The following is a 17,194-nucleotide window of genomic DNA, read 5'->3' as shown; positions in this document are numbered from 1 at the left end:
CCCGCCATCCGCCGAGCGGTGGGTGCTGGGTCAGATGCCGGGCAGCCGGCCGTTGCGGAACAGGTCCACGAAGAGCTGGTGGTCCTGCCGGGCGCGGACACCGTACGCGTGGGCGAACTCCACCAGGTGGGTGACGAAGCCCGGCTCGTCCTGGTCGACCACCGCCACGATCGCCTCCTCGGTGGAGTAGTCGACCAGGTCGTGGCTGGACTCGTCGTCGGCCACGGAGTGCATCCGGGCCACCGCCCGACCGAGGTCGGCCAGCACCCCGGCCAGTTCCTCGGGCTCGTTGACGTCCGCCCAGTCCAGGTCGGCGGCGTACGGGGAGACCTCGGCCACCAGCTGCCCGACCCCGTCCAGCTGGGTGAAGCCCAGCCACGGGTCGGCGTGCGCCTGGAGCGCCCGCTGCGACTCGGCCGTCCGGTGCCCCTGGTGCTGGAAGTAGCCGCGGACCGACTGGTCCGGGATGTGCCGGGCGACGGCCGGCACCTGGGCCTGCTTCATGTAGATGACGACGTCGTTCTCCAACGCCTGGGTGTGCCCCTCCAGCAGCAGGTTGTACGACGGCAGCCCGGCCGACCCGATGCCCACCCCCTTGCGCAGCACCACGTCCTTGATCCGCGCCTCCACCGGACGCAGCCGCGCCGAGGACACGGGCAGCGTGCCCAGGTAGCCCTGGAAGGCGGCGAGGACCTTCTCCCGGGTGGCCCCGTCGACCTCGAAGACCCCGTCGCCGACGGAGAACCGCCGCTCGTAGTTGTCGATCGTGGTCTGCGCGGCGAGCAGGTCCACCCGGGTGTTGAGCCGGGCCTGCTGGAGCACGCGGCGCAGCACACCATCGGCGTTGTCCAGGGTGATCGAGCCGATCGCGTCGTCGCCGCCGGCGGCGATCGCGCGCAGCTCGGTCAGGTAGGAGCGGGCGAAACCGCTGACCAGCTCGCTGATCACCCGGTCGGAGAGCGCCTTGGCGTAGCCGAGCAGTGCCACGCTCGCCGCCAACCGCCTCAGGTCCCAGGTGAACGGCCCGACGTACGCCTCGTCGAAATCGTTGACGTTGAACACCAACTGGCCGGAGGCGTTCATGTAGGTGCCGAAGTTCTCCGCGTGCAGGTCACCGTGGATCCAGACCCGGCTGGTCCGCTCGTCGAGGTAGCGGTCGTCGGCGAAGTCGCCGCGCTGGTCGGCGTAGAAGAGCGAGGCGCTGCCCCGGTAGAAGGCGAACGGCGACGCGGCCATCTTGCGGAACTTGCGGCGGAACGCGGCCGGGTCGAGTGACATCGACGCCCCGAACTCGCCGGTCAGCACGTCGATGATGTAGGCGGAACGCTCGTCCGCGGAGGTGCTCATGCTGCGCAGGCTAACCCCCACCGGCCAGCGGAGCGCTCGGCCGACCGAGCCGGGCGGACGGTCGGTCCGGCGGGTGTTACCCACCGGACCGACCGCGCCGACCTGACGTACGGCCGAGGGTCAGCGACCGGCCCGGGTCGGCGCCGCCATGATCGGCGCGAGCGGCGGGCCGCTCGCGGTCCCGATTCCGGACTGGGCGGCGGTGTAGGGCCGCAGCCCGCAGGTCCGGCTCATGTTGGCCGCGATCGTGGTGGTGGCGCCCGCCGTCACGGCCACCTTGGTGCCGTAGCGACCGCCGGGGGCGTACCAGCAACCCTTCGTCAGGCTCCAGTACTCGACGTACACCTCCTGGGTGCGGTGTCCACGCACGGCGAACGTCCCGTCCCGGGCGATGTTGGCGTAGGAGGCGCTGGCGATGTCACCGGTGCGGGCGTTGTACGTCCAGACGTAGCCGGCGTCGACCGGGCTCGCGCCGTCGGTGACCTTGCCGGCGAGCACGCCCCCGGTGGCCAGGCGCGCGTCGACCGTGGCCGTCGCGCCGGGGCCGACCTTGGTGAGGGTGGCGGCGAACCGGTCGGCGACGTCGCCGGACCACTGCCAGGAGTACCCGCTGGCGCTGCTCGGTGCGAACTCCACCGGCCAGCGGTACGGGCCCAGGTCGCTGAGGGTGTACTGGCCCTGGGCGTTGGAGCAGTTCGCGCCGAAGATCGCCCCCTGCCCGGGGTGGAAGGCGAACGGGTAGGCGCAGACACCGGAGACCGCCGCGCCGGCGGCGTTACGGATCGTGCCGGTGATCCTGCCCGGCGGGTCGACCCGGATCGGCGGGATGGTGACCGTCTCCTTCGCCCGCAGCGTGACGGGCAGCGCCTCCCGCTGGTCGCCACTGCCGCCGTTCGCGGTGACCCACTGGGCGCCGTAGCGGGTGGCGGGCGGGTCGTACGGGCCGATCGGCTGGAAGGCGTAGAGCTGCCAGGTGCCCAGCTCGTCGGCCTCGAACGGGCCGGCCTCCAGGTGGCCGTCGTCGGCCGAGCAGTACTGCCGCATGTGGGCGGACTGCCCGCCCCACCTCGGCTGGACCAGGTGCGCGCAGATGCCACCGACCGGCTGCCCGCTCGCCGCGTCCAGCACCGTGGTGGCGACCGCCGCACCGGGCCGGAGCTGGTAGCCGACCCTGGTCACCTGACCGCGCACCACGTCGACGGTCGGTTTCGGATCCGCCGGGAAGTACGACGCCCCGGCCGAGACGTCCAGCTCCCACGTGCCCGGCCGTACGTCGAGCACGTCCACGATGCCGTTCACGCCGCAGACCGACTCGTCACGGCCGCCGTGGACGTAGACGCACGGCCGGGGCACGGGCAGGGCGGTCACCGCGTCGGTCACCACGACCTTGACGGTGCCCAACGGCAGCAGCCACTCGTTCACGGTGAGGGCGTCGCCGTCGGCGACCGTGAAGACCGTGGCCTCCTCCCGGATCTCCTTGCGCGGCACCCACTGCACACCGCGCTGGTTGTCGTAGACGGAGATCCGGTAGCCGCCGGGAGGCAGATTGCTCAGCTGGTAGGTCCCGGTGACCGAGGTGTAGGCGATGGCCTCGTAGGCGTCGCCCTCGCCGTGCACGGTGACAGTGGCCTGGACCGGGGTGCCGTACTGGTCGGTGATCCGGCCGCTGATGCTGCCGGCGCCCCGACCCAACGTGACGTCGCGCTCCACGACGCTGCCCGCCGGGATGCTCACCGGGTCGGCGTTCAGATAGTCGGGGGCGCCGTACCACCACTCGGTGCGGAACCCCTCGGCGTGCACACGGATCTTGTAGTCGGGCGCCTCCCACGCACCCGGGATGGTGTAGCGGCCCGACGCGTCGGAGCAGTGCTCGGCGGCGACGTCGGTGGCGGAGGTGTGCAGGGCGAGGCAGGCGTTCGCGACGGGGTTTCCATCGGGATCGCGGACCACGCCGGTGTAGCCGACGGTGTCGGCGGCTGCCGGAGCAGCGGAGAGAGTGACTATGGCGAGCGCCGCCAGGAGGGCGGCCCCCGTTGCCCGCATGGTTCTCATGCCAGCAACCTAGCGACAGTCGCCGACATCGAAGACCATCCGGTCGGCTCGCAAGCCGCCGTCGGTCGGCCGGTCCGACTCAGGACCCCGGCGGACGGACCGGTGCAGCGGTGAGCGACTCGACCGAGCGCGGGGCCGCGCCGTCGCGGGGTGCGGCGTCCACCGGCGGGGCGAGCGCATCGGGCCGGGCCACGCCGCCGATTCCGGCCTGCTCGGCGGCGATCTTCTCCTGCAGCCGCAGGATGCCGTGCAGCAGCGCCTCCGGCCGGGGTGGGCAGCCGGGCACGTAGACGTCGACCGGGATGAGCTGGTCGACGCCCTTGGTGACCGAGTACGAGTCCCAGTAGGGTCCGCCGCAGTTGGAACAGGCGCCGAACGAGATGACGTACTTCGGCTCGGGCATCTGGTCGTAGAGCCGCTTGATCGCCGGCGCCATCTTGTCGGTGACCGTTCCGGAGACGACCATCAGGTCAGCCTGCCGGGGGCCGTGGGCGAAGGGGATCACGCCGAGCCGGATGAAGTCGTGCCGGCCCATGCTGGTGGCGATGAACTCGATCGCGCAGCAGGCCAGACCGAAGTTGAACACCCAGAGCGAGTAGCGACGGCCCCAGTTCAGCACGAACCGGATCGGCTCGCCGAGCACTCCCGGCAGCTGCACGACCGCCTCCCTCCTGTCACCCAACCGACAGTCAATCACAGTCGCCGGGCGCAACCCGGAGGGCCGCTGACGACCTTGGCGGGAGACGGCGTCTCGGGAAGCCGGGTCGCGGCCAGGGGGTCCGCGATCGCCACGGGGAGGACGAGTGAGTGTGACGAGAGACGTACGGGCCGGTGGCGCCCCACCGGACCCGCACCCGGTCAGGACGTCCGACGAGCCGGAGCTGACCTTCGACGACTTCTACCACGCCCACTTCCGGGGCCTCGTCGTGCAGCTACGGGCCTACACGGGTGACGTCGGTCAGGCACAGGACCTCGTACAGGAGGCGTTCTGCCGGGCCTTCGCCCGCTGGGACCAGGTGTCCAGGTACGACGATCCGCTGGCCTGGACCCGGCGGGTGGCCTGGAACCTCGCCCACAACCGCTGGCGACGGCTGCGTACCGCCCGATCGTGGCTGGTGCGGCAGCGGGAGATCCACGTGGCCGGGCCGAACCCCGACCGGGTGGCGCTGGAGGCCGCCCTGGCGGCACTGCCCACGAAGCAGCGTCGCGCGGTGATCCTGCACTACCTGGCGGACCTGCCGATCGCCGAGATCGCCGCCCAGGAACGGGTGGCCGAGGGAACTGTCAAGTCGTGGCTGCACCGGGGCCGGGCCTCGCTCGCCGCGTCCCTGCGGGAGACGACCGAGGAGGCTCAGGATGTCTGAGCACGAGTCCATCGCACTCGCCGAGCGTTTCGCCCGGTACCGCACCGAGGTGCTGGCCGAGATCGAGCCGCCGGGACCGGCGGCGGTCCGCCGCACCGTACGCCTGCGTCGGCGCCGGACCTTCGGCTCCGCCGTCGCGGCGGCGCTGGCGCTCACGGCCGGTCCGATACTCGGGTACGCGGCCCTGGACGGTCCGACGCCCCGGCCCGGTCCGGTCGACCCCACCGCCAGCCCGACGCCCAGCCTGTCGGCGAGCGCGACGGCCAGCCCGACGGCGTCGCCGGTGGCCAGCAGCGCCAGCCCGACCGGGGCGGCGCCGAACGGTCGGATCAGCCGGGCGCAGCTGCTCGCCACCCCGGTGTCACTGCCGGCCTGGAGTTCACCGGCGGGGTGCCCGACCAAGGGTGTGCGGTTGGCCGCCGAACCGGTCAAGGACGACACCAACGCGCTCATCGCGGTCGACCACGGCGACCTGGACGGCGACGGCGCGACCGAAACTGTCGCCCTGGTCCGTTGCGTGTTCGGCACCCGCGGGCCGGCCCAGGTGATCGCGTTCGACCGGGACGCGGCCGGTGAGGTCGTGACCCTCGGTCGGGTGATCGGCACCGGCCGGCCGGCCCCCGGATGGCTGACCGCCCTGGACGTACGCGCCGACGGCGAGGTCCGGGTCGAGCTGCTCGACATCGCACCCGGCGGTGGCTGGCCGGAGGAGTACTCCCAGCGCCAGTGGCGCGGCTACCGCTGGACCGGCGACGGGTTCGAGCAGGTGTCCGGCCCGACCGGGTTCGGTCCGAACCCGAACTCCGCGGACCTCGGCCTCGTCGCCGGCGACCTGGTCCTGACCACCGCAACGGACGGATCCCGGTCGGGTTCGTTCACCGTCCGGGTCCGTAACGACGGCGACCGGACGGTGCGGGACGCGGTGCTGCAACTGGAACTGCCGACAGCGCTGGAACTGACCGGCGACGGCTGGGCGGGCTGTGATCAGAACCGGCACGCCACCCTGCTCGTGTTCTGCCACCTGACCGACGTCGAGTCACGCCGCGAGGTGCGGCTCACCCTGGACGTGAAGGTGGCCGCCGGCGTCAGCCTGACCCCCGGTCAGGCCCCGCTGAGGGTCTGGCCGGAGGGACCGGGCGGACACAACATGTTGGAGACGGACAGCAGCGACAACGAGGTGACGATCGACTACCGCTGACCAGGGCCCGGTGTGGCGACTGCGGACGCCACACCGGAACCGCTCCAGGCCGGTCGTTGGAGCAGTCCGACGAATTCGACCAGCAGCCGCTCGCGCAGCGCCGGCGGGGCGGCGTTGAGCAGCGCGTTCACCGGAGCCATCCGGCCCGGCACTCCCGCGCCCAGGCCGAGCCCCGCGGCGAGACCGGCGACCAGGTCCGGGGTGAGCGCGTCCGGGGTCAGGGTGGCCGCGAGGGCGAGCAGCTCCGTGGGCAGCTCGACCGGGCCGGACGCCCGGGCCGCGGCCACCGCGGCGGCCAGGTCCGGGCCGAACTCGGCCACCCGGGGGGCCACCGACGCGGTGACGGTGAGGTGCACGCTGGCCGGCAGGTCGGCGTACGACAGCTGCGGCTGGGTGTGCCAGCCGCGCCCGGCCAGCTCGTCGACCAGCACGAACAAATCCAGGTCGGGATCGGTACTGGTGAAGCAGACCACGGTGGACTCCGGCTCGGCCATCAGTCGCAGCCCGTCGACGGCGCGTACCGCGGCGGCCAGCCCGGCGACCGCGTCCCGGGTCAGCGACGCCAGCCGCAGGTAGCCGTCGTCGCCGAGGTGGCGCAGGGTGGCGTACGCGGCGGCGATCGGGCCGCCGGAGCGGGTCGAGGCGATGGTCGGGTTGACCATCGTGTACCCGGGCCAGTCGGCGTACGCGAAGTACTGCGGCGCGCGCAGCGCCGGGTCGCGGTGCAGCAGCACCGAGACGCCCTTCGGGGCGTACGCGTACTTGTGCAGGTCGACCGAGATCGAGGTGACCCCGGGCACGGCGAAGTCGAACGCCGGGATTGGCGTGCCGAGCCGGCGCAGGTAGGGCAGGGTCCAGCCGCCGAAGCAGGCGTCCACGTGACAGCGCACCCCGGCCGCCGCGGCGGCTGCGGCGATCTCACCGACCGGGTCGAGGACGCCGTGCGCGTACGACGGGGCGGAGCAGGCCACCAGGACGGTCTCCGGCCCGATCGCGGCGGCCATCTCGGCCGGGTCGGGGCGCAGCGTCTCGGCGGAGACCGGCACCACGTCGAGCGCCACCCGCAGATAGTGCGCGGCCTTGGCGAAGGCGGCGTGCCCGCTGGACGGGACCACGATGCGCGGTGCGGCGATCTCGGGGTGGGCGTCCCGGGCGGCCTTGACCGCCAGGATCAGCGACTCGGTGCCACCGCTGGTGACGCTGCCGACGACGTCCGGGGCGGTGCTGCCCGGGCCGCCGCCGAGCAGCCGGCCGGCGGCGGCGACCAGGGCGTTCTCCATGGCGAGCAGGGACGGAAAGGCGGTCGGGTCGAGCCCGTTGACGTGTGCGCTCGCCGCGTGCGCGGTGGCGGCCAGCTCGTCCAGCCCGGGCACCGCCGGGTCGTACACGTACGCGAAGAGCCGCCCGCCGTGCGTCGGCCGGTCCCCCGCCCGCAGCCCCCGGATCTCGTCGAGGACCTGCTCCGCGGGCACCCCCCGCTCCGGCAACGCGCTTCCACCGTTCGCTTCGTCGATCATGGAGTTCTGGTGCCCTTCCGGTACGGGTCAGCGGCTTTCGTCCCCCACCACAACTGCCTGATCGACGCGGGCGTCGGGCTGGGTGGCGGCGGTGGCCAGGCGGGCGGGGGTCAGGTCGTAGGGGCGGAGGAGGAGCAGGGCCGCGGCGACCAGGAGAGCGGGCAGGACGGTGAAGCCGAGCAGGATGCCGAGGCGGGCGGTGTCGGACTGGGCGGCGGCGGTGCCGGTGTCGGAGGAGACGTAGCCGGTCAACTGGAGCACCAGGCCGTAGATGCCCGGGCCGAGCGCCAGCCCCAGGGTCTCCCCGGCGGTCCAGATCCCGGTGAAGACACCGGCCTGCCGCCGGCCGGTGCGCGCCTCGTCCCAGGCGATGCAGTCCGGCAGCATCGCGAGCGCGAAGACCTGCTGACCGGCGTACCCGACGCCGATCAACGCGACCACGAGGTAGACCGCCGCCGCCGGCAGCACCGGGGCGGCGATCAGCGCCAGCGCGCCCAGGGCGAAGAGCAGCGAGGCGGCGACCAGTGCGGCGAGCTTGCCCACCCGCGCGCCCACCCGGGTCCAGAGCGGCATCACCAGCAGCGCCGGCCCGACGAAGGAGGCGAAGAGCAGGGTCGCGCCGGTTCGCGGATCGCGCAGGATCTGATCGGCGAAGTAGTTGACCCCGGCGAGGACGGTGGCCACCCCGGCGGACTGCACCACGAAGCAGGTCAGCAGCGCCCGGAACGGCCGGTTTCGGCCGGCCACCGCGAGCTGCGCGCGCAGGCTCGGCTCGCTGTCCCGCACCGCGCCCGCCGGGGCGGTCCGGGTGCCGAGGAACGCGCCGACCGCGCCCAGGGCGATCAGCATCGCGACGAAGAGTCCCATCCACCGGTGCCCGGCCAGCCCCTCGCCACCCGCGGTCACCACCACCGGCGCCACCGCACCGGAGATCAGGATGGCCAGCGCCAGCACCGCGATCCGCCACGTCATCAGCCGGGTGCGCTCGGCGTAGTCGTCGGTCAGCTCGGCCGGCATCGCCACGTACGGCACCTGGAAGAAGGCGAACGCGGTGGCGGTGGCGAGGAAGGCGACCGCCGCGTACGCGGCGCCGGCACCGCCGGCACCGAACGGCGCGGCGAAGATGGCGGCGAAGAGCAGGGCGAGCGCGAGCCCGGCGAAGAGCAGGTACGGGCGGCGGGCTCCCCAGCGGGACCGGGTGCGGTCGGAGATTCGGCCAGCCACCGGGTTGACCAGCACGTCCCACGCCTTCGGCAGGAGCACCAGCAGGGCGGCCAGACCGGCGGCCACGCCCAGCGTGTCGGTCAGGTAGGGCAGCAACAGCAGCCCGGGCACGGTGCCGAAGGCGCCGGTGGCCAGCGAACCGAGCGCGTAACCGCCGTGCACCCGACGCGGCAGACCGCCCGGGACGGAAGCCGGCCCAGCCGGCGGCGCGTCCATGGCGCCGAATGTTACTCACGTTATGGCGGCGGTCACATCCCTCTTACGGCGACCAGCCGGCCGCCCCGATGTCCACCCCGTCGCCGCGCAACGGCGTCCCCTCGGCGCGTAACCGGGCCCGGGCCTCCCGCTCGTGCCCCGGCGGCAACCGGCCGGCGGAGGTGACCACCCGGTGCCAGGGCACCGAGCCGCCGTGCCGGGCCATGATGTTGCCGACCAACCGCGCCGAGGCGCGACCCGAACGTTCGGCCAACGCGTCGGCGACCGCGCCGTAGGACATCACCCGCCCCGGCGGGATCCGGTCGACCAGGTCGAGCACCGCCTCGACGTACTCGTCAGGTGTCACAATCGGCCACCATATGGGAACGCCGCCGGGCACTGCCGCCCTGACCACGCAGAATGGGCGGGTGCGCGACGCTGTCACGGCGGCCCGGCGGGTCGTCGTCAAGATCGGATCCTCCTCGCTGACCACCGCGACCGGCGGGCTGGCCGACGAGCGGGTCGATGCGCTGGTCGACACCCTCGGCGGGCTCGCTGCCGACGGCCGGGAGGTGGTGCTGGTCTCCTCCGGCGCCATCGCGGCCGGCCTGGCCCCGCTGGGCCTGCCCCGGCGCCCGCGCGACCTGGCCACCCAGCAGGCCGCCGCCAGCGTCGGCCAGGGCAAGTTGATCGGCCGGTACGCGGCCAGCTTCGCCCGGCACGGACTGACCGTCGGGCAGGTGCTGCTGACCGTCGACGACGTGACCCGGCGTGCGCACTACCGCAACGCGTACCGCACCCTGCGCAAGCTGCTCGACCTGCGGGCGGTGCCGATCGTCAACGAGAACGACACGGTGGCCACCGAGGAGATCCGGTTCGGCGACAACGACCGGCTGGCCGCGCTCGTCGCCGCGCTCGTCCACGCCGACCTGCTGGTGCTCCTCTCCGACGTGGACGCGCTCTGGACCGGCGACCCGGCCCGGCCGGGCTCCACCCGGATCACCGAGGTCCGCGACGAGCAGGATCTCGCCGGCGTCACCATCGGCGGGACCGGCCGCTCCGGGGTCGGCACCGGCGGCATGGTCACCAAGGTCGAGGCGGCCCGGATCGCGACCGGCTTCGGCATCCCGGTGGTGCTCACCGCGGCCCCGCTCGCCGGCCCGGCGCTGGCCGGCGAGCCGGTCGGCACGCTCTTCCACCCGCAGCGGCAACGCCCCGCCGCGCGGCTGTTCTGGCTCGCGCACGCGACCGCGCCCCGGGGCCGGCTGCACCTCGACCCGGGCGCGGTCGCCGCGGTGGTCGGGCGGCGCAAGTCGCTGCTGCCGGCGGGCATCACCGCGGTCGACGGGGCGTTCACCGCAGGTGATCCGGTGGACCTGGTCGACGCCGAGGGCGCGCCGGTGGCCCGGGGGCTGGTCAACTACGACGCGGTGGAGCTGCCCGGGCTGCTCGGTCGCTCCACGTCGGAACTCGCCGCGGCGCTCGGCCCGGCGTACGAACGGGAGGTCGTCCACCGCGACGACCTGGTGCTGCTGTGATCGGGGCCGCGGGCGCCCCGCCCAACCGGAGGAGTGCCGGCGTGAGCGTGACCGAACAGGCGCGACGGGCCCGCGAGGCGGCGAACGCGCTGACCGTGGCGACCCGTACGACAAAGGACGCCGCGCTGGCCGCGATGGCCGACGCGCTGGTGGCGCGTACCCCGGAGATCCTGACCGCGAACGCGGCGGACCTGGCGGCCGGCCGGGAGGCCGGGCTGAGCGCGGCCGTGCTGGACCGACTCGCCCTCGACGAGGGCCGGGTGGCCGGCATCGCCGACGCGCTGCGACAGATGGCAGCGCTGCCCGACCCGGTGGGTGAGGTGGTCCGCGGCTCGACCCTGCCCAACGGGCTGGAGCTGCGCCAGATCCGGGTGCCGTTCGGCGTGGTCGGCATCATCTACGAGGCCCGCCCCAACGTGACCGTCGACGCCGCCGGAATCTGCCTGAAGTCGGGCAACGCGGCACTGCTGCGCGGTTCGTCCTCCGCCGCGCACTCCAACGCCGCGCTGGTCGCGGTGCTGCGCGACGCGATCGCCGGCGCCGGGCTGCCGGCCGATGCGGTGCAGCTGCTCGACGCCACCTCCCGCGAGTCGGTCAAGGAGCTGATGCGCGCCCGCGGCCTGGTCGACGTGCTGATCCCGCGCGGCGGCGCGTCGCTGATCCGCACCGTGGTCGAGGAGTCCACCGTGCCGGTGATCGAGACCGGCGTGGGCAACTGCCACGTCTACGTGGACGCCGCCGCCGACCTGGCCAAGGCTGTCGCGATCACGCTGAACGCCAAGACCCAGCGCCTCTCCACCTGCAACACCGCCGAGTCGCTGCTGGTGCACGCGGGGGTCGCCGACGCCTTCCTGCCCCCGGTGCTGGCCGCCTTCGCCGAGGCGGGGGTGAGCGTGCACGGCGACGAGCGGGTCGCCGCGCACTCCGCGGCGGTCGTGCCGGCCACCGACGAGGACTTCGCCACCGAGTACCTCTCCGCCGACATCTCGGTCGCCGTGGTCGACTCGCTCGACGCGGCGGTGGCGCACATCCGGCGCTACGGCACCGGCCACACCGAGGCGATCGTCACCGACTCGACCACCGCGGCCCGGGAGTTCGTGGCCCGAGTGGACGCGGCGGCCGTGATGGTCAACGCCTCCACCCGGTTCACCGACGGCGGCGAGTTCGGCTTCGGCGCCGAGATCGGCATCTCCACCCAGAAGCTGCACGCCCGCGGCCCGATGGGGCTGCCCGAGCTGACCAGCACCAAGTACGTCGTGACCGGCGACGGTCACCTGCGTTAGCCTGCGCCGGATGGACGCCCCGGACGACACCGCCGCACTGGCCCGGATCGAACGGAAGCTGGCGCTGCTGCGCGGGCTGGTGGCCACCGTCCTCGGGCCGGGCGTACGCGACGAGCGGTTGCGCCGGGGACGAAACGCCGGCGGGTACGCCGACAACTGGCGGCGGCTGCTGATCGACGCCGGCCTGTCCGACTGACCGCAGCCCACCCGGCGGGCGGTCGGCCTGACCGTCGCCCAACCGGCCCGGCGCCGGCCGACGGTGGTCCTCGGTCGGGATCCGCCGCTCTGCCGGCGGGCGGCTCAGCGGCAGCCGCGGATGGCGGCCAGGGTGGTGTGCACGTCGAACTGGTGCCCGTCGTCGCTCTCCCACCCGCCGTCGCTGCGCTGCGTCTCGGCCAGCCGGCGGTGGGCCGCCAGCATCGTCGGGTGGGTGCCGTCGAGGTCCACCCGGCGCAGCGTCGCGGCCAGCCAGGCGGCGTCCGCCGCGGACATCCCGGGCAACCGGCTGGCGAGCGCCACCAGGATCCGCGCCGACTCGTCGTAGCGGTGCTGCCCGTGGAAGACCGCTGCGCTCAGCCACCCCGCCGGCAGGAACGACGGCCAACTGCCGTCCGGGCCCAGCTGCCCGGCGAGCGCCTCCGCCGCGCCGTGCACCACACCGGCGTACGCCCCGCCCACCCGGCTGTCGAGCGGGCCGCCGGCTCGGGCGTCCCGGCCGGCGACGGCGAGCCAGTAGCCGGCGTTCGCGGTCAGGAAGAAGCGGGCCTCCGGGTCGCCGGGCCGGGCCCAGGAGGGGGCCACGCCGGCCAGCGACTCGTCCTCCTCCCAACCGCCGTCGGCGAGCTGCCGGGCGGCCAGCCAGTCCAGCGCCTTGCGGGCGGCGGGCCGACCGAGCGCACCGAGGTCGTCGAGCTCGGCCAGCCGGAAGCAGGTGGCGTCCACCGAGGCGACGTCGCCGTCCAGGGTCGCCGGCCACCCGCCGTCGGGCGACTGCCCGGCCTCGGCCATTTCGAGCAGCTCCGGCGGCGTCGGCGCGCCGGTACGGAGCCGGGAGAGGCGGGCACGCTCCACCGCATCTCCGTGAGCCACGACGAAGCCGATCGCGGCGTCCAAGTCGACCACGGCGGACACGCTACCGGCGCAAACGCGATTTCGCCTCGGTAGCTCGGCCGAGGTCACACCGCCCACCCCGGGTACGCGAAGGGGCCCTTCCGGTGCCGGAAGGGCCCCTTCGACGTGACAGTCAGTACGCGGGCAGCGCCGGATCGACCTGCTTGATCCAGGAGAGCACGCCGCCCTGGACGTGCACCGCGTCCCGGAACCCGGCCGCCTTGAGCGCGGCCAGCGCCTCCGCGGAGCGCACGCCGGACTTGCAGTGCAGCACGATCTGCCGGTCCTGCGGCAGCCGGGCGAGCGCGTCGCCGGAGAGGATGTCGCCCTTCGGGATCAGCGTGGAGCCGGGGATCCGGACGATGTCGTACTCGGCCGGCTCCCGCACGTCGACCAGGAAGATGTCCTTGCCGGCGTCCTGCCACTCCTTGAGCTCGAGCGCGGTGATGGTCGCGTCGACCGTCGCCTCCTGCGCCTCGACCGAGACCGCCCCGCAGAAGTCCTCGTAGTCCTCCAGCAGGTCGGTGACGGTGGGGTTCTCGCCGCAGAGCGCGCAGTTCGGGTCCTTCCGAACCTTGATCTTGCGGTAGGACATCTCCAGGGCGTCGTAGACCATCAGCCCGCCGACCAGCGGCTCACCGATTCCGGTGAGCAGCTTGATCGCCTCGGTGACCTGGATCGCGCCGATCGAGGCGCAGAGCACACCGAGCACGCCGCCCTCGGCGCAGGAGGGGACCATGCCGGGCGGCGGGGGCTCCGGGTAGAGGCAGCGGTAGCAGGGGCCGTGCTCGGCCCAGAACACCGACGCCTGGCCGTCGAACCGGTAGATCGAGCCCCAGACGTACGGCTTGCCGAGCAGCACCGCCGCGTCGTTCACCATGTAGCGGGTGGCGAAGTTGTCGGTGCCGTCGACGATCAGGTCGTACTGGGCGAAGATCTCCCGGACGTTCTCCCGGTCCAGCGCGGTGTTGTGGATCTCCACGTTGACCAGCGGGTTGATCTCGCGGATGCTCGCGGCGGCCGACTCGGCCTTCGAGCGCCCGATGTCGGAGACACCGTGGATGATCTGGCGCTGGAGGTTGGACTCGTCGACGGTGTCGAAGTCGATGATGCCGAGGGTGCCGACCCCGGCCGCGGCGAGGTACATCAGGGCCGGCGAGCCCAGGCCGCCGGCGCCGACACAGAGCACCCGGGCGTTCTTCAGCCGCTTCTGCCCCTCGACCCCGACGTCCGGGATGATCAGGTGGCGTGAGTAGCGGCGGATCTCGTCTACGGTCAGCTCGGCGGCGGGCTCGACGAGCGGGGGCAACGACACGGTGGACTCCCCGGGATCGGCGGTCTAAACCGCGCCATTGTCGCTCGGGCGGGGCCCGGTCGGCCATGAGGGAGGACACGTAGCCCGGCATCCGGGACCGGGAATAAAGCCAACCACCGATGCCTCGGATCCCCGCGAGGTCCAGCGCGGCGTGGACCGGCGGGTCAGGGCACGATCTCGCCCGCGTACCGGCGGCCGTCGAGGTAGGGCCAGGCGTTGGCGAGGCAGCCGTCCAGGCCGTACGTCTGCTGCTGCATGACCGGCGCCGGCTGACCCGGTGCCGGGCAGGCCTCGTGCCCCTCGTCGAACTCGTGCCCGACCTCGTGGTTGATCACGTACGTCCGGTAGACCGAGAGGGGGGCGTCGTAGTCGGGGACCGCCTCCATCCAGCGGGCCAGATTGATGATCACCTGCCCGGGCAATCGGCAGGAGGTGTAGCCCTCGGTGCTCAACCCGCCCTCGGCGCACATCCGCTCCGAGGTCACCGGGGTGGCCAGATAGACGGTGAAGTCGGCGGCGGCCACCTCGGCGACCCGCTGCACCCGCAGCTCCCCCGAGGCGATCCAGCTGCGCGCGTCGCCCAGTGTCTCGTCCACGGTGGCCGCGAACGCGTCAGCGTCCTGACCGGTGCCCTGCTCGACGACGACCCGGTAGCGGCGCAGCGGGCCGTCCTCGCCCCGCACCTCGGTGCGGCCCTCGGCGACGCTGAACCTGCCCGCGCCCACCGAGGGGACGACGTGCGGCGCGGCGTGCGCCCCAGCGCCCTGGGGAAGCCGGACCTGGCCGGCGGGGGCCGGCGGCGGGGCACCGGTCCGGGCGACGGCGACCCCGACGGCGGCCGCCAGGAGCAGCACCAGGCTGAGCAGCACCGCGCGACGGCGACGCCGGTACATCCGGACCAGCGCGGCCCGCCGATGTGGGCTGGGCGGACGGCCGGTACGGCCAGGCGGGCCGTAAGGGTACGACGACGTCATGAATCCCAGCGTGCCAGATTAAACGGGCATTTCCTCGCTTTTAACGCCAATGCCGCTGCAATAGCGGGGGCAACCTCCGCACTACTGGGCATGAATCGCCATATGAACGACAAAGGGTGCAAAGAGCCGGATTCACAACGACGGGCCGGCGTAGCGGCGGCCGTTCCGGTATGGCCACGGGTTGGCCACACAACCGTTCAGGAAGAGAGTCTGCTGCATCATCACCGGCGCCGGCCGGCCGCTGCCGGGGCAGCGCTCGTGTCGGTGCCCCAACTGGTGCCCGACCTCGTGGTTGACCACGTACGTCCGGTACACCGACAACGGGATCCGCGCCCGGACGAAGTGCGGGACGGAGAGCCGCCAACGGTCCAGATTGATGATGACCTTGCCGGGCGCCCGGCAGGAGGTGTACGGACGACCGTTGATCCGGATGTCGACGCCACCCCTGGCGCACATCTGCCCCGCCGTGCGAGCCGTCGCCAGGTAGACCGTGAAGTGCGCGTCGGCGTCACCCGGCACCTGACGCAACCGCAGCCGGCGGCTGTCCACCCAGCTGCCCGGCCCGGTCAGCGCGACCTGCACCGCCTGCCCGAACTCGGCGGCGTCCTCACCGCTGCCCGACTCGATCGCGACCCGGTAGCGCTGCACCTGCCCGGCCTCGCCCAGCACCGGCCCGGTGCGCTCGTCGTAGCCGAACCGCCCGGGGCCGGCCGACGGGAACGACCCGGACAACTGGAACACCGGCGGTGGCGGAGTCGACGGCGACGGGGTGGGCGACGGCGGGGCGACCGGTGGCAGTGGCGCGGCCACCAGCGGCAGGGCCTCCTCGCGGACCTCCCGCGCCGGTTCGACCTTTGGATGTTCGGCGACCACCGTGACCGCCGCCCCGACGGCCAGCAGCGCTGCGGCGAGCAGCGCGAGCGACTGGAGCAGCCCGCTCCGGCGGCGCCGTGGCCGGGCACCGGAGCGCGATCCGCCCGGGCCGGCGGGGTGGGCCGGTGGCCCGTGGCCGACCGGGCGGCGAGCGGCCGGCGGGACCGGGTCGGCCGCTCGGCGTGGCGGTGAGCTGGGCATCCGGCTCAGCCTGCCAGATCAGACCGGCGCGCGGGCTCCTCCGTTTCGGCGAGCAGAGCCAGCACCGCACGGGCCACCAGCCGGGGCACCTCGAGCTGCGCCACGTGGCCGACGCCGTCGAGCATGAGCAGCCGACTGTCCGGGATCACCCGGGCGGTCTGCGGCGCGACCCGGACGTCCACCAACCGGTCCTGCCGGCCCCCGACGACCAGGGTCGGCGCCCGCACCGCCCGGGCCAGCCGCCACATCGACCCAGGCCCGGGCAGGTACGACCGCAGGAAGCTGGAGACCAGCCCACGGAACGTGCGGACGTACGCGGCCGCGTAGTGCTCGGCCTGGTAGCGGACCAGGATCTCCGCCACCGCCTCCTGCCGGCGCTGATCACAGATCCGGCTGACGTCGGCGACACAGGCCTCCAGCACCTGCTGGGCCATCACCTCGGGGGCGAGCTGGGTCAGGTGCCGGGCGGCGAGGCGCTCCGCCCCGGGCAGGGCGAGCAGCGGCAGCATCCGCCCCTGCAACGAACGTCGGAAGTCGAGGAAGGGCAGCGCCGGGGAGACCAGGGTCAGCGTCCGCACCAGGTCGGGGCGGAGCCCCGCCACCTGCACGCAGATCGCCCCGCCGAGCGAGTTGCCGAACAGGTGCACCGGGCCACGGCCGGAGTGCTCGACCCACCGGATGACCCGCTCGGCGAAGGCCGGGATGGTGTAGCGACGACCGGGCTCGCTGCGACCGAAACCGGGCAGGTCGATCGCCTGGCCGTCCAGCCGGTCGGCGAGCAGCCCGGCCAGGTCGGTCCAGTTCTGCGACGAACCGCCCAGGCCGTGGACGTAAAGGGCCGGCTCCGCGTCCGGGCCGGTGGCCGGGGTGTCTCGGACGTAGGTGACCACCCCGTCGAGGCGGACCGGCCGCCCCGGCCACGGCGGCGGGACCTGATGATCGGGAAGGCGGGACTCCGGGCAGAGACTGGCGCGCTTCATCGCTTCAGTCTCCCCCGGAATGC

Annotated in this window: 16 protein-coding genes; 5 read left to right on the top strand and 11 right to left on the bottom strand. The window is 73.5% G+C overall.

Going from position 1 to position 17,194, the window contains the following annotated elements:
• Positions 1-30: 30 nt before the first annotated feature.
• From AB0C04_RS19860 to AB0C04_RS19850, 3 genes are all read right to left on the bottom strand, one after another.
• Entirely contained in the window at positions 31-1,347 is a 1,317-nt protein-coding gene (locus tag AB0C04_RS19860; RefSeq protein WP_357056455.1) for a DUF2252 domain-containing protein, read from the bottom strand.
• 120 nt (positions 1,348-1,467) lie between these two features.
• On the bottom strand, positions 1,468-3,399 hold the full coding sequence (locus tag AB0C04_RS19855) for a carboxypeptidase-like regulatory domain-containing protein (RefSeq protein ID WP_357056452.1): 1,932 nt from the start codon (positions 3,397-3,399) through the stop codon (positions 1,468-1,470).
• 79 nt (positions 3,400-3,478) lie between these two features.
• Positions 3,479-4,057 carry an NADH-quinone oxidoreductase subunit B family protein gene (locus tag AB0C04_RS19850; RefSeq protein ID WP_357056449.1) on the bottom strand — a complete coding sequence of 193 codons (579 nt, stop codon included), beginning with the start codon at positions 4,055-4,057 and terminating at the stop codon, positions 3,479-3,481.
• A 145-nt stretch (positions 4,058-4,202) separates the two neighbouring features.
• Between AB0C04_RS19850 and AB0C04_RS19845 the strand changes: the two genes are divergently transcribed.
• Both AB0C04_RS19845 and AB0C04_RS19840 read left to right on the top strand, forming a co-directional pair.
• The gene (locus AB0C04_RS19845) at positions 4,203-4,763 is read left to right on the top strand and encodes a sigma-70 family RNA polymerase sigma factor (RefSeq protein WP_357056446.1); all 561 of its coding nucleotides are present in this window, start codon (positions 4,203-4,205) and stop codon (positions 4,761-4,763) included.
• On the top strand, positions 4,756-5,961 hold the full coding sequence (locus AB0C04_RS19840) for a hypothetical protein (protein WP_357056443.1): 1,206 nt from the start codon (positions 4,756-4,758) through the stop codon (positions 5,959-5,961). Before AB0C04_RS19845 ends, AB0C04_RS19840 begins: the two co-directional genes overlap by 8 nt.
• Here the strand turns inward: AB0C04_RS19840 and AB0C04_RS19835 are convergent.
• Genes AB0C04_RS19835 through AB0C04_RS19825 form a run of 3 tightly spaced genes read right to left on the bottom strand, consistent with a single transcriptional unit; the run spans position 5,952 to position 9,264 of the window.
• Positions 5,952-7,478: an aminotransferase class V-fold PLP-dependent enzyme gene (locus AB0C04_RS19835; RefSeq protein ID WP_357056440.1), complete on the bottom strand. Its 1,527-nt coding sequence runs from the start codon at positions 7,476-7,478 to the stop codon at positions 5,952-5,954. The genes AB0C04_RS19840 and AB0C04_RS19835 overlap by 10 nt on opposite strands.
• A gap of 27 nt (positions 7,479-7,505) precedes the next feature.
• Entirely contained in the window at positions 7,506-8,918 is a 1,413-nt protein-coding gene (locus AB0C04_RS19830) for an MFS transporter (protein WP_357056437.1), read from the bottom strand.
• 43 nt (positions 8,919-8,961) lie between these two features.
• Positions 8,962-9,264 (bottom strand): MGMT family protein, encoded by a 303-nt coding sequence (locus AB0C04_RS19825; protein ID WP_357056434.1) that lies wholly within the window; start codon positions 9,262-9,264, stop codon positions 8,962-8,964.
• A 13-nt stretch (positions 9,265-9,277) separates the two neighbouring features.
• Between AB0C04_RS19825 and proB the strand changes: the two genes are divergently transcribed.
• From proB to AB0C04_RS19810, 3 genes are read left to right on the top strand one after another with little or no spacing between them, the layout of a single operon-like run.
• Positions 9,278-10,435 (top strand): glutamate 5-kinase, encoded by a 1,158-nt coding sequence (gene proB, locus AB0C04_RS19820; RefSeq protein WP_357056431.1) that lies wholly within the window; start codon positions 9,278-9,280, stop codon positions 10,433-10,435.
• A 41-nt stretch (positions 10,436-10,476) separates the two neighbouring features.
• A complete protein-coding gene (locus AB0C04_RS19815; protein ID WP_357056428.1) occupies positions 10,477-11,718 on the top strand; it encodes a glutamate-5-semialdehyde dehydrogenase in 1,242 nt (413 codons plus the stop codon).
• A 10-nt stretch (positions 11,719-11,728) separates the two neighbouring features.
• On the top strand, positions 11,729-11,914 hold the full coding sequence (locus AB0C04_RS19810) for a hypothetical protein (RefSeq protein ID WP_357056425.1): 186 nt from the start codon (positions 11,729-11,731) through the stop codon (positions 11,912-11,914).
• A 104-nt stretch (positions 11,915-12,018) separates the two neighbouring features.
• Here the strand turns inward: AB0C04_RS19810 and AB0C04_RS19805 are convergent, their stop codons facing one another.
• The 5 genes from AB0C04_RS19805 to AB0C04_RS19785 form a co-directional block, all read right to left on the bottom strand.
• The gene (locus tag AB0C04_RS19805) at positions 12,019-12,906 is read right to left on the bottom strand and encodes a prenyltransferase/squalene oxidase repeat-containing protein (protein WP_357056422.1); all 888 of its coding nucleotides are present in this window, start codon (positions 12,904-12,906) and stop codon (positions 12,019-12,021) included.
• Between the two features lie 55 nt (positions 12,907-12,961).
• Complete coding sequence (gene moeZ, locus AB0C04_RS19800; protein ID WP_357056419.1) at positions 12,962-14,143, bottom strand: adenylyltransferase/sulfurtransferase MoeZ; 1,182 nt, start codon at positions 14,141-14,143, stop codon at positions 12,962-12,964.
• Between the two features lie 164 nt (positions 14,144-14,307).
• Positions 14,308-15,117 (bottom strand): DUF3152 domain-containing protein, encoded by an 810-nt coding sequence (locus tag AB0C04_RS19795; protein ID WP_357056416.1) that lies wholly within the window; start codon positions 15,115-15,117, stop codon positions 14,308-14,310.
• Between the two features lie 132 nt (positions 15,118-15,249).
• Positions 15,250-16,191: a DUF3152 domain-containing protein gene (locus AB0C04_RS19790; RefSeq protein ID WP_357056412.1), complete on the bottom strand. Its 942-nt coding sequence runs from the start codon at positions 16,189-16,191 to the stop codon at positions 15,250-15,252.
• 5 nt (positions 16,192-16,196) lie between these two features.
• Positions 16,197-17,171, bottom strand: a complete 975-nt coding sequence (locus tag AB0C04_RS19785; RefSeq protein WP_357056409.1) for an alpha/beta hydrolase — start codon at positions 17,169-17,171, stop codon at positions 16,197-16,199.
• Positions 17,172-17,194 lie beyond the last annotated feature (23 nt).

This window comes from Micromonospora sp. NPDC048909 (genome assembly GCF_040649635.1).
Classification (GTDB): Bacteria; Actinomycetota; Actinomycetes; order Mycobacteriales; family Micromonosporaceae; genus Micromonospora.
This window is presented reverse-complemented; position numbering and strand designations above follow the sequence as displayed.

What these genes read in the sequence shown, in the direction of transcription:
- AB0C04_RS19860 (WP_357056455.1), bottom strand. Translation starts at nt 1,347, where the DNA reads ATGAGCACCTCCGCGGACGAGCGTTCCGCCTACATCATCGACGTGCTG.
- AB0C04_RS19855 (WP_357056452.1), bottom strand. Translation starts at nt 3,399, where the DNA reads ATGAGAACCATGCGGGCAACGGGGGCCGCCCTCCTGGCGGCGCTCGCC.
- AB0C04_RS19840 (WP_357056443.1), top strand. Translation starts at nt 4,756, where the DNA reads ATGTCTGAGCACGAGTCCATCGCACTCGCCGAGCGTTTCGCCCGGTAC.
- AB0C04_RS19835 (WP_357056440.1), bottom strand. Translation starts at nt 7,478, where the DNA reads ATGATCGACGAAGCGAACGGTGGAAGCGCGTTGCCGGAGCGGGGGGTG.
- AB0C04_RS19830 (WP_357056437.1), bottom strand. Translation starts at nt 8,918, where the DNA reads ATGGACGCGCCGCCGGCTGGGCCGGCTTCCGTCCCGGGCGGTCTGCCG.
- proB (WP_357056431.1), top strand. Translation starts at nt 9,278, where the DNA reads ATGGGAACGCCGCCGGGCACTGCCGCCCTGACCACGCAGAATGGGCGG.
- AB0C04_RS19810 (WP_357056425.1), top strand. Translation starts at nt 11,729, where the DNA reads ATGGACGCCCCGGACGACACCGCCGCACTGGCCCGGATCGAACGGAAG.
- AB0C04_RS19795 (WP_357056416.1), bottom strand. Translation starts at nt 15,117, where the DNA reads ATGACGTCGTCGTACCCTTACGGCCCGCCTGGCCGTACCGGCCGTCCG.
- AB0C04_RS19790 (WP_357056412.1), bottom strand. Translation starts at nt 16,191, where the DNA reads ATGCCCAGCTCACCGCCACGCCGAGCGGCCGACCCGGTCCCGCCGGCC.
- AB0C04_RS19785 (WP_357056409.1), bottom strand. Translation starts at nt 17,171, where the DNA reads ATGAAGCGCGCCAGTCTCTGCCCGGAGTCCCGCCTTCCCGATCATCAG.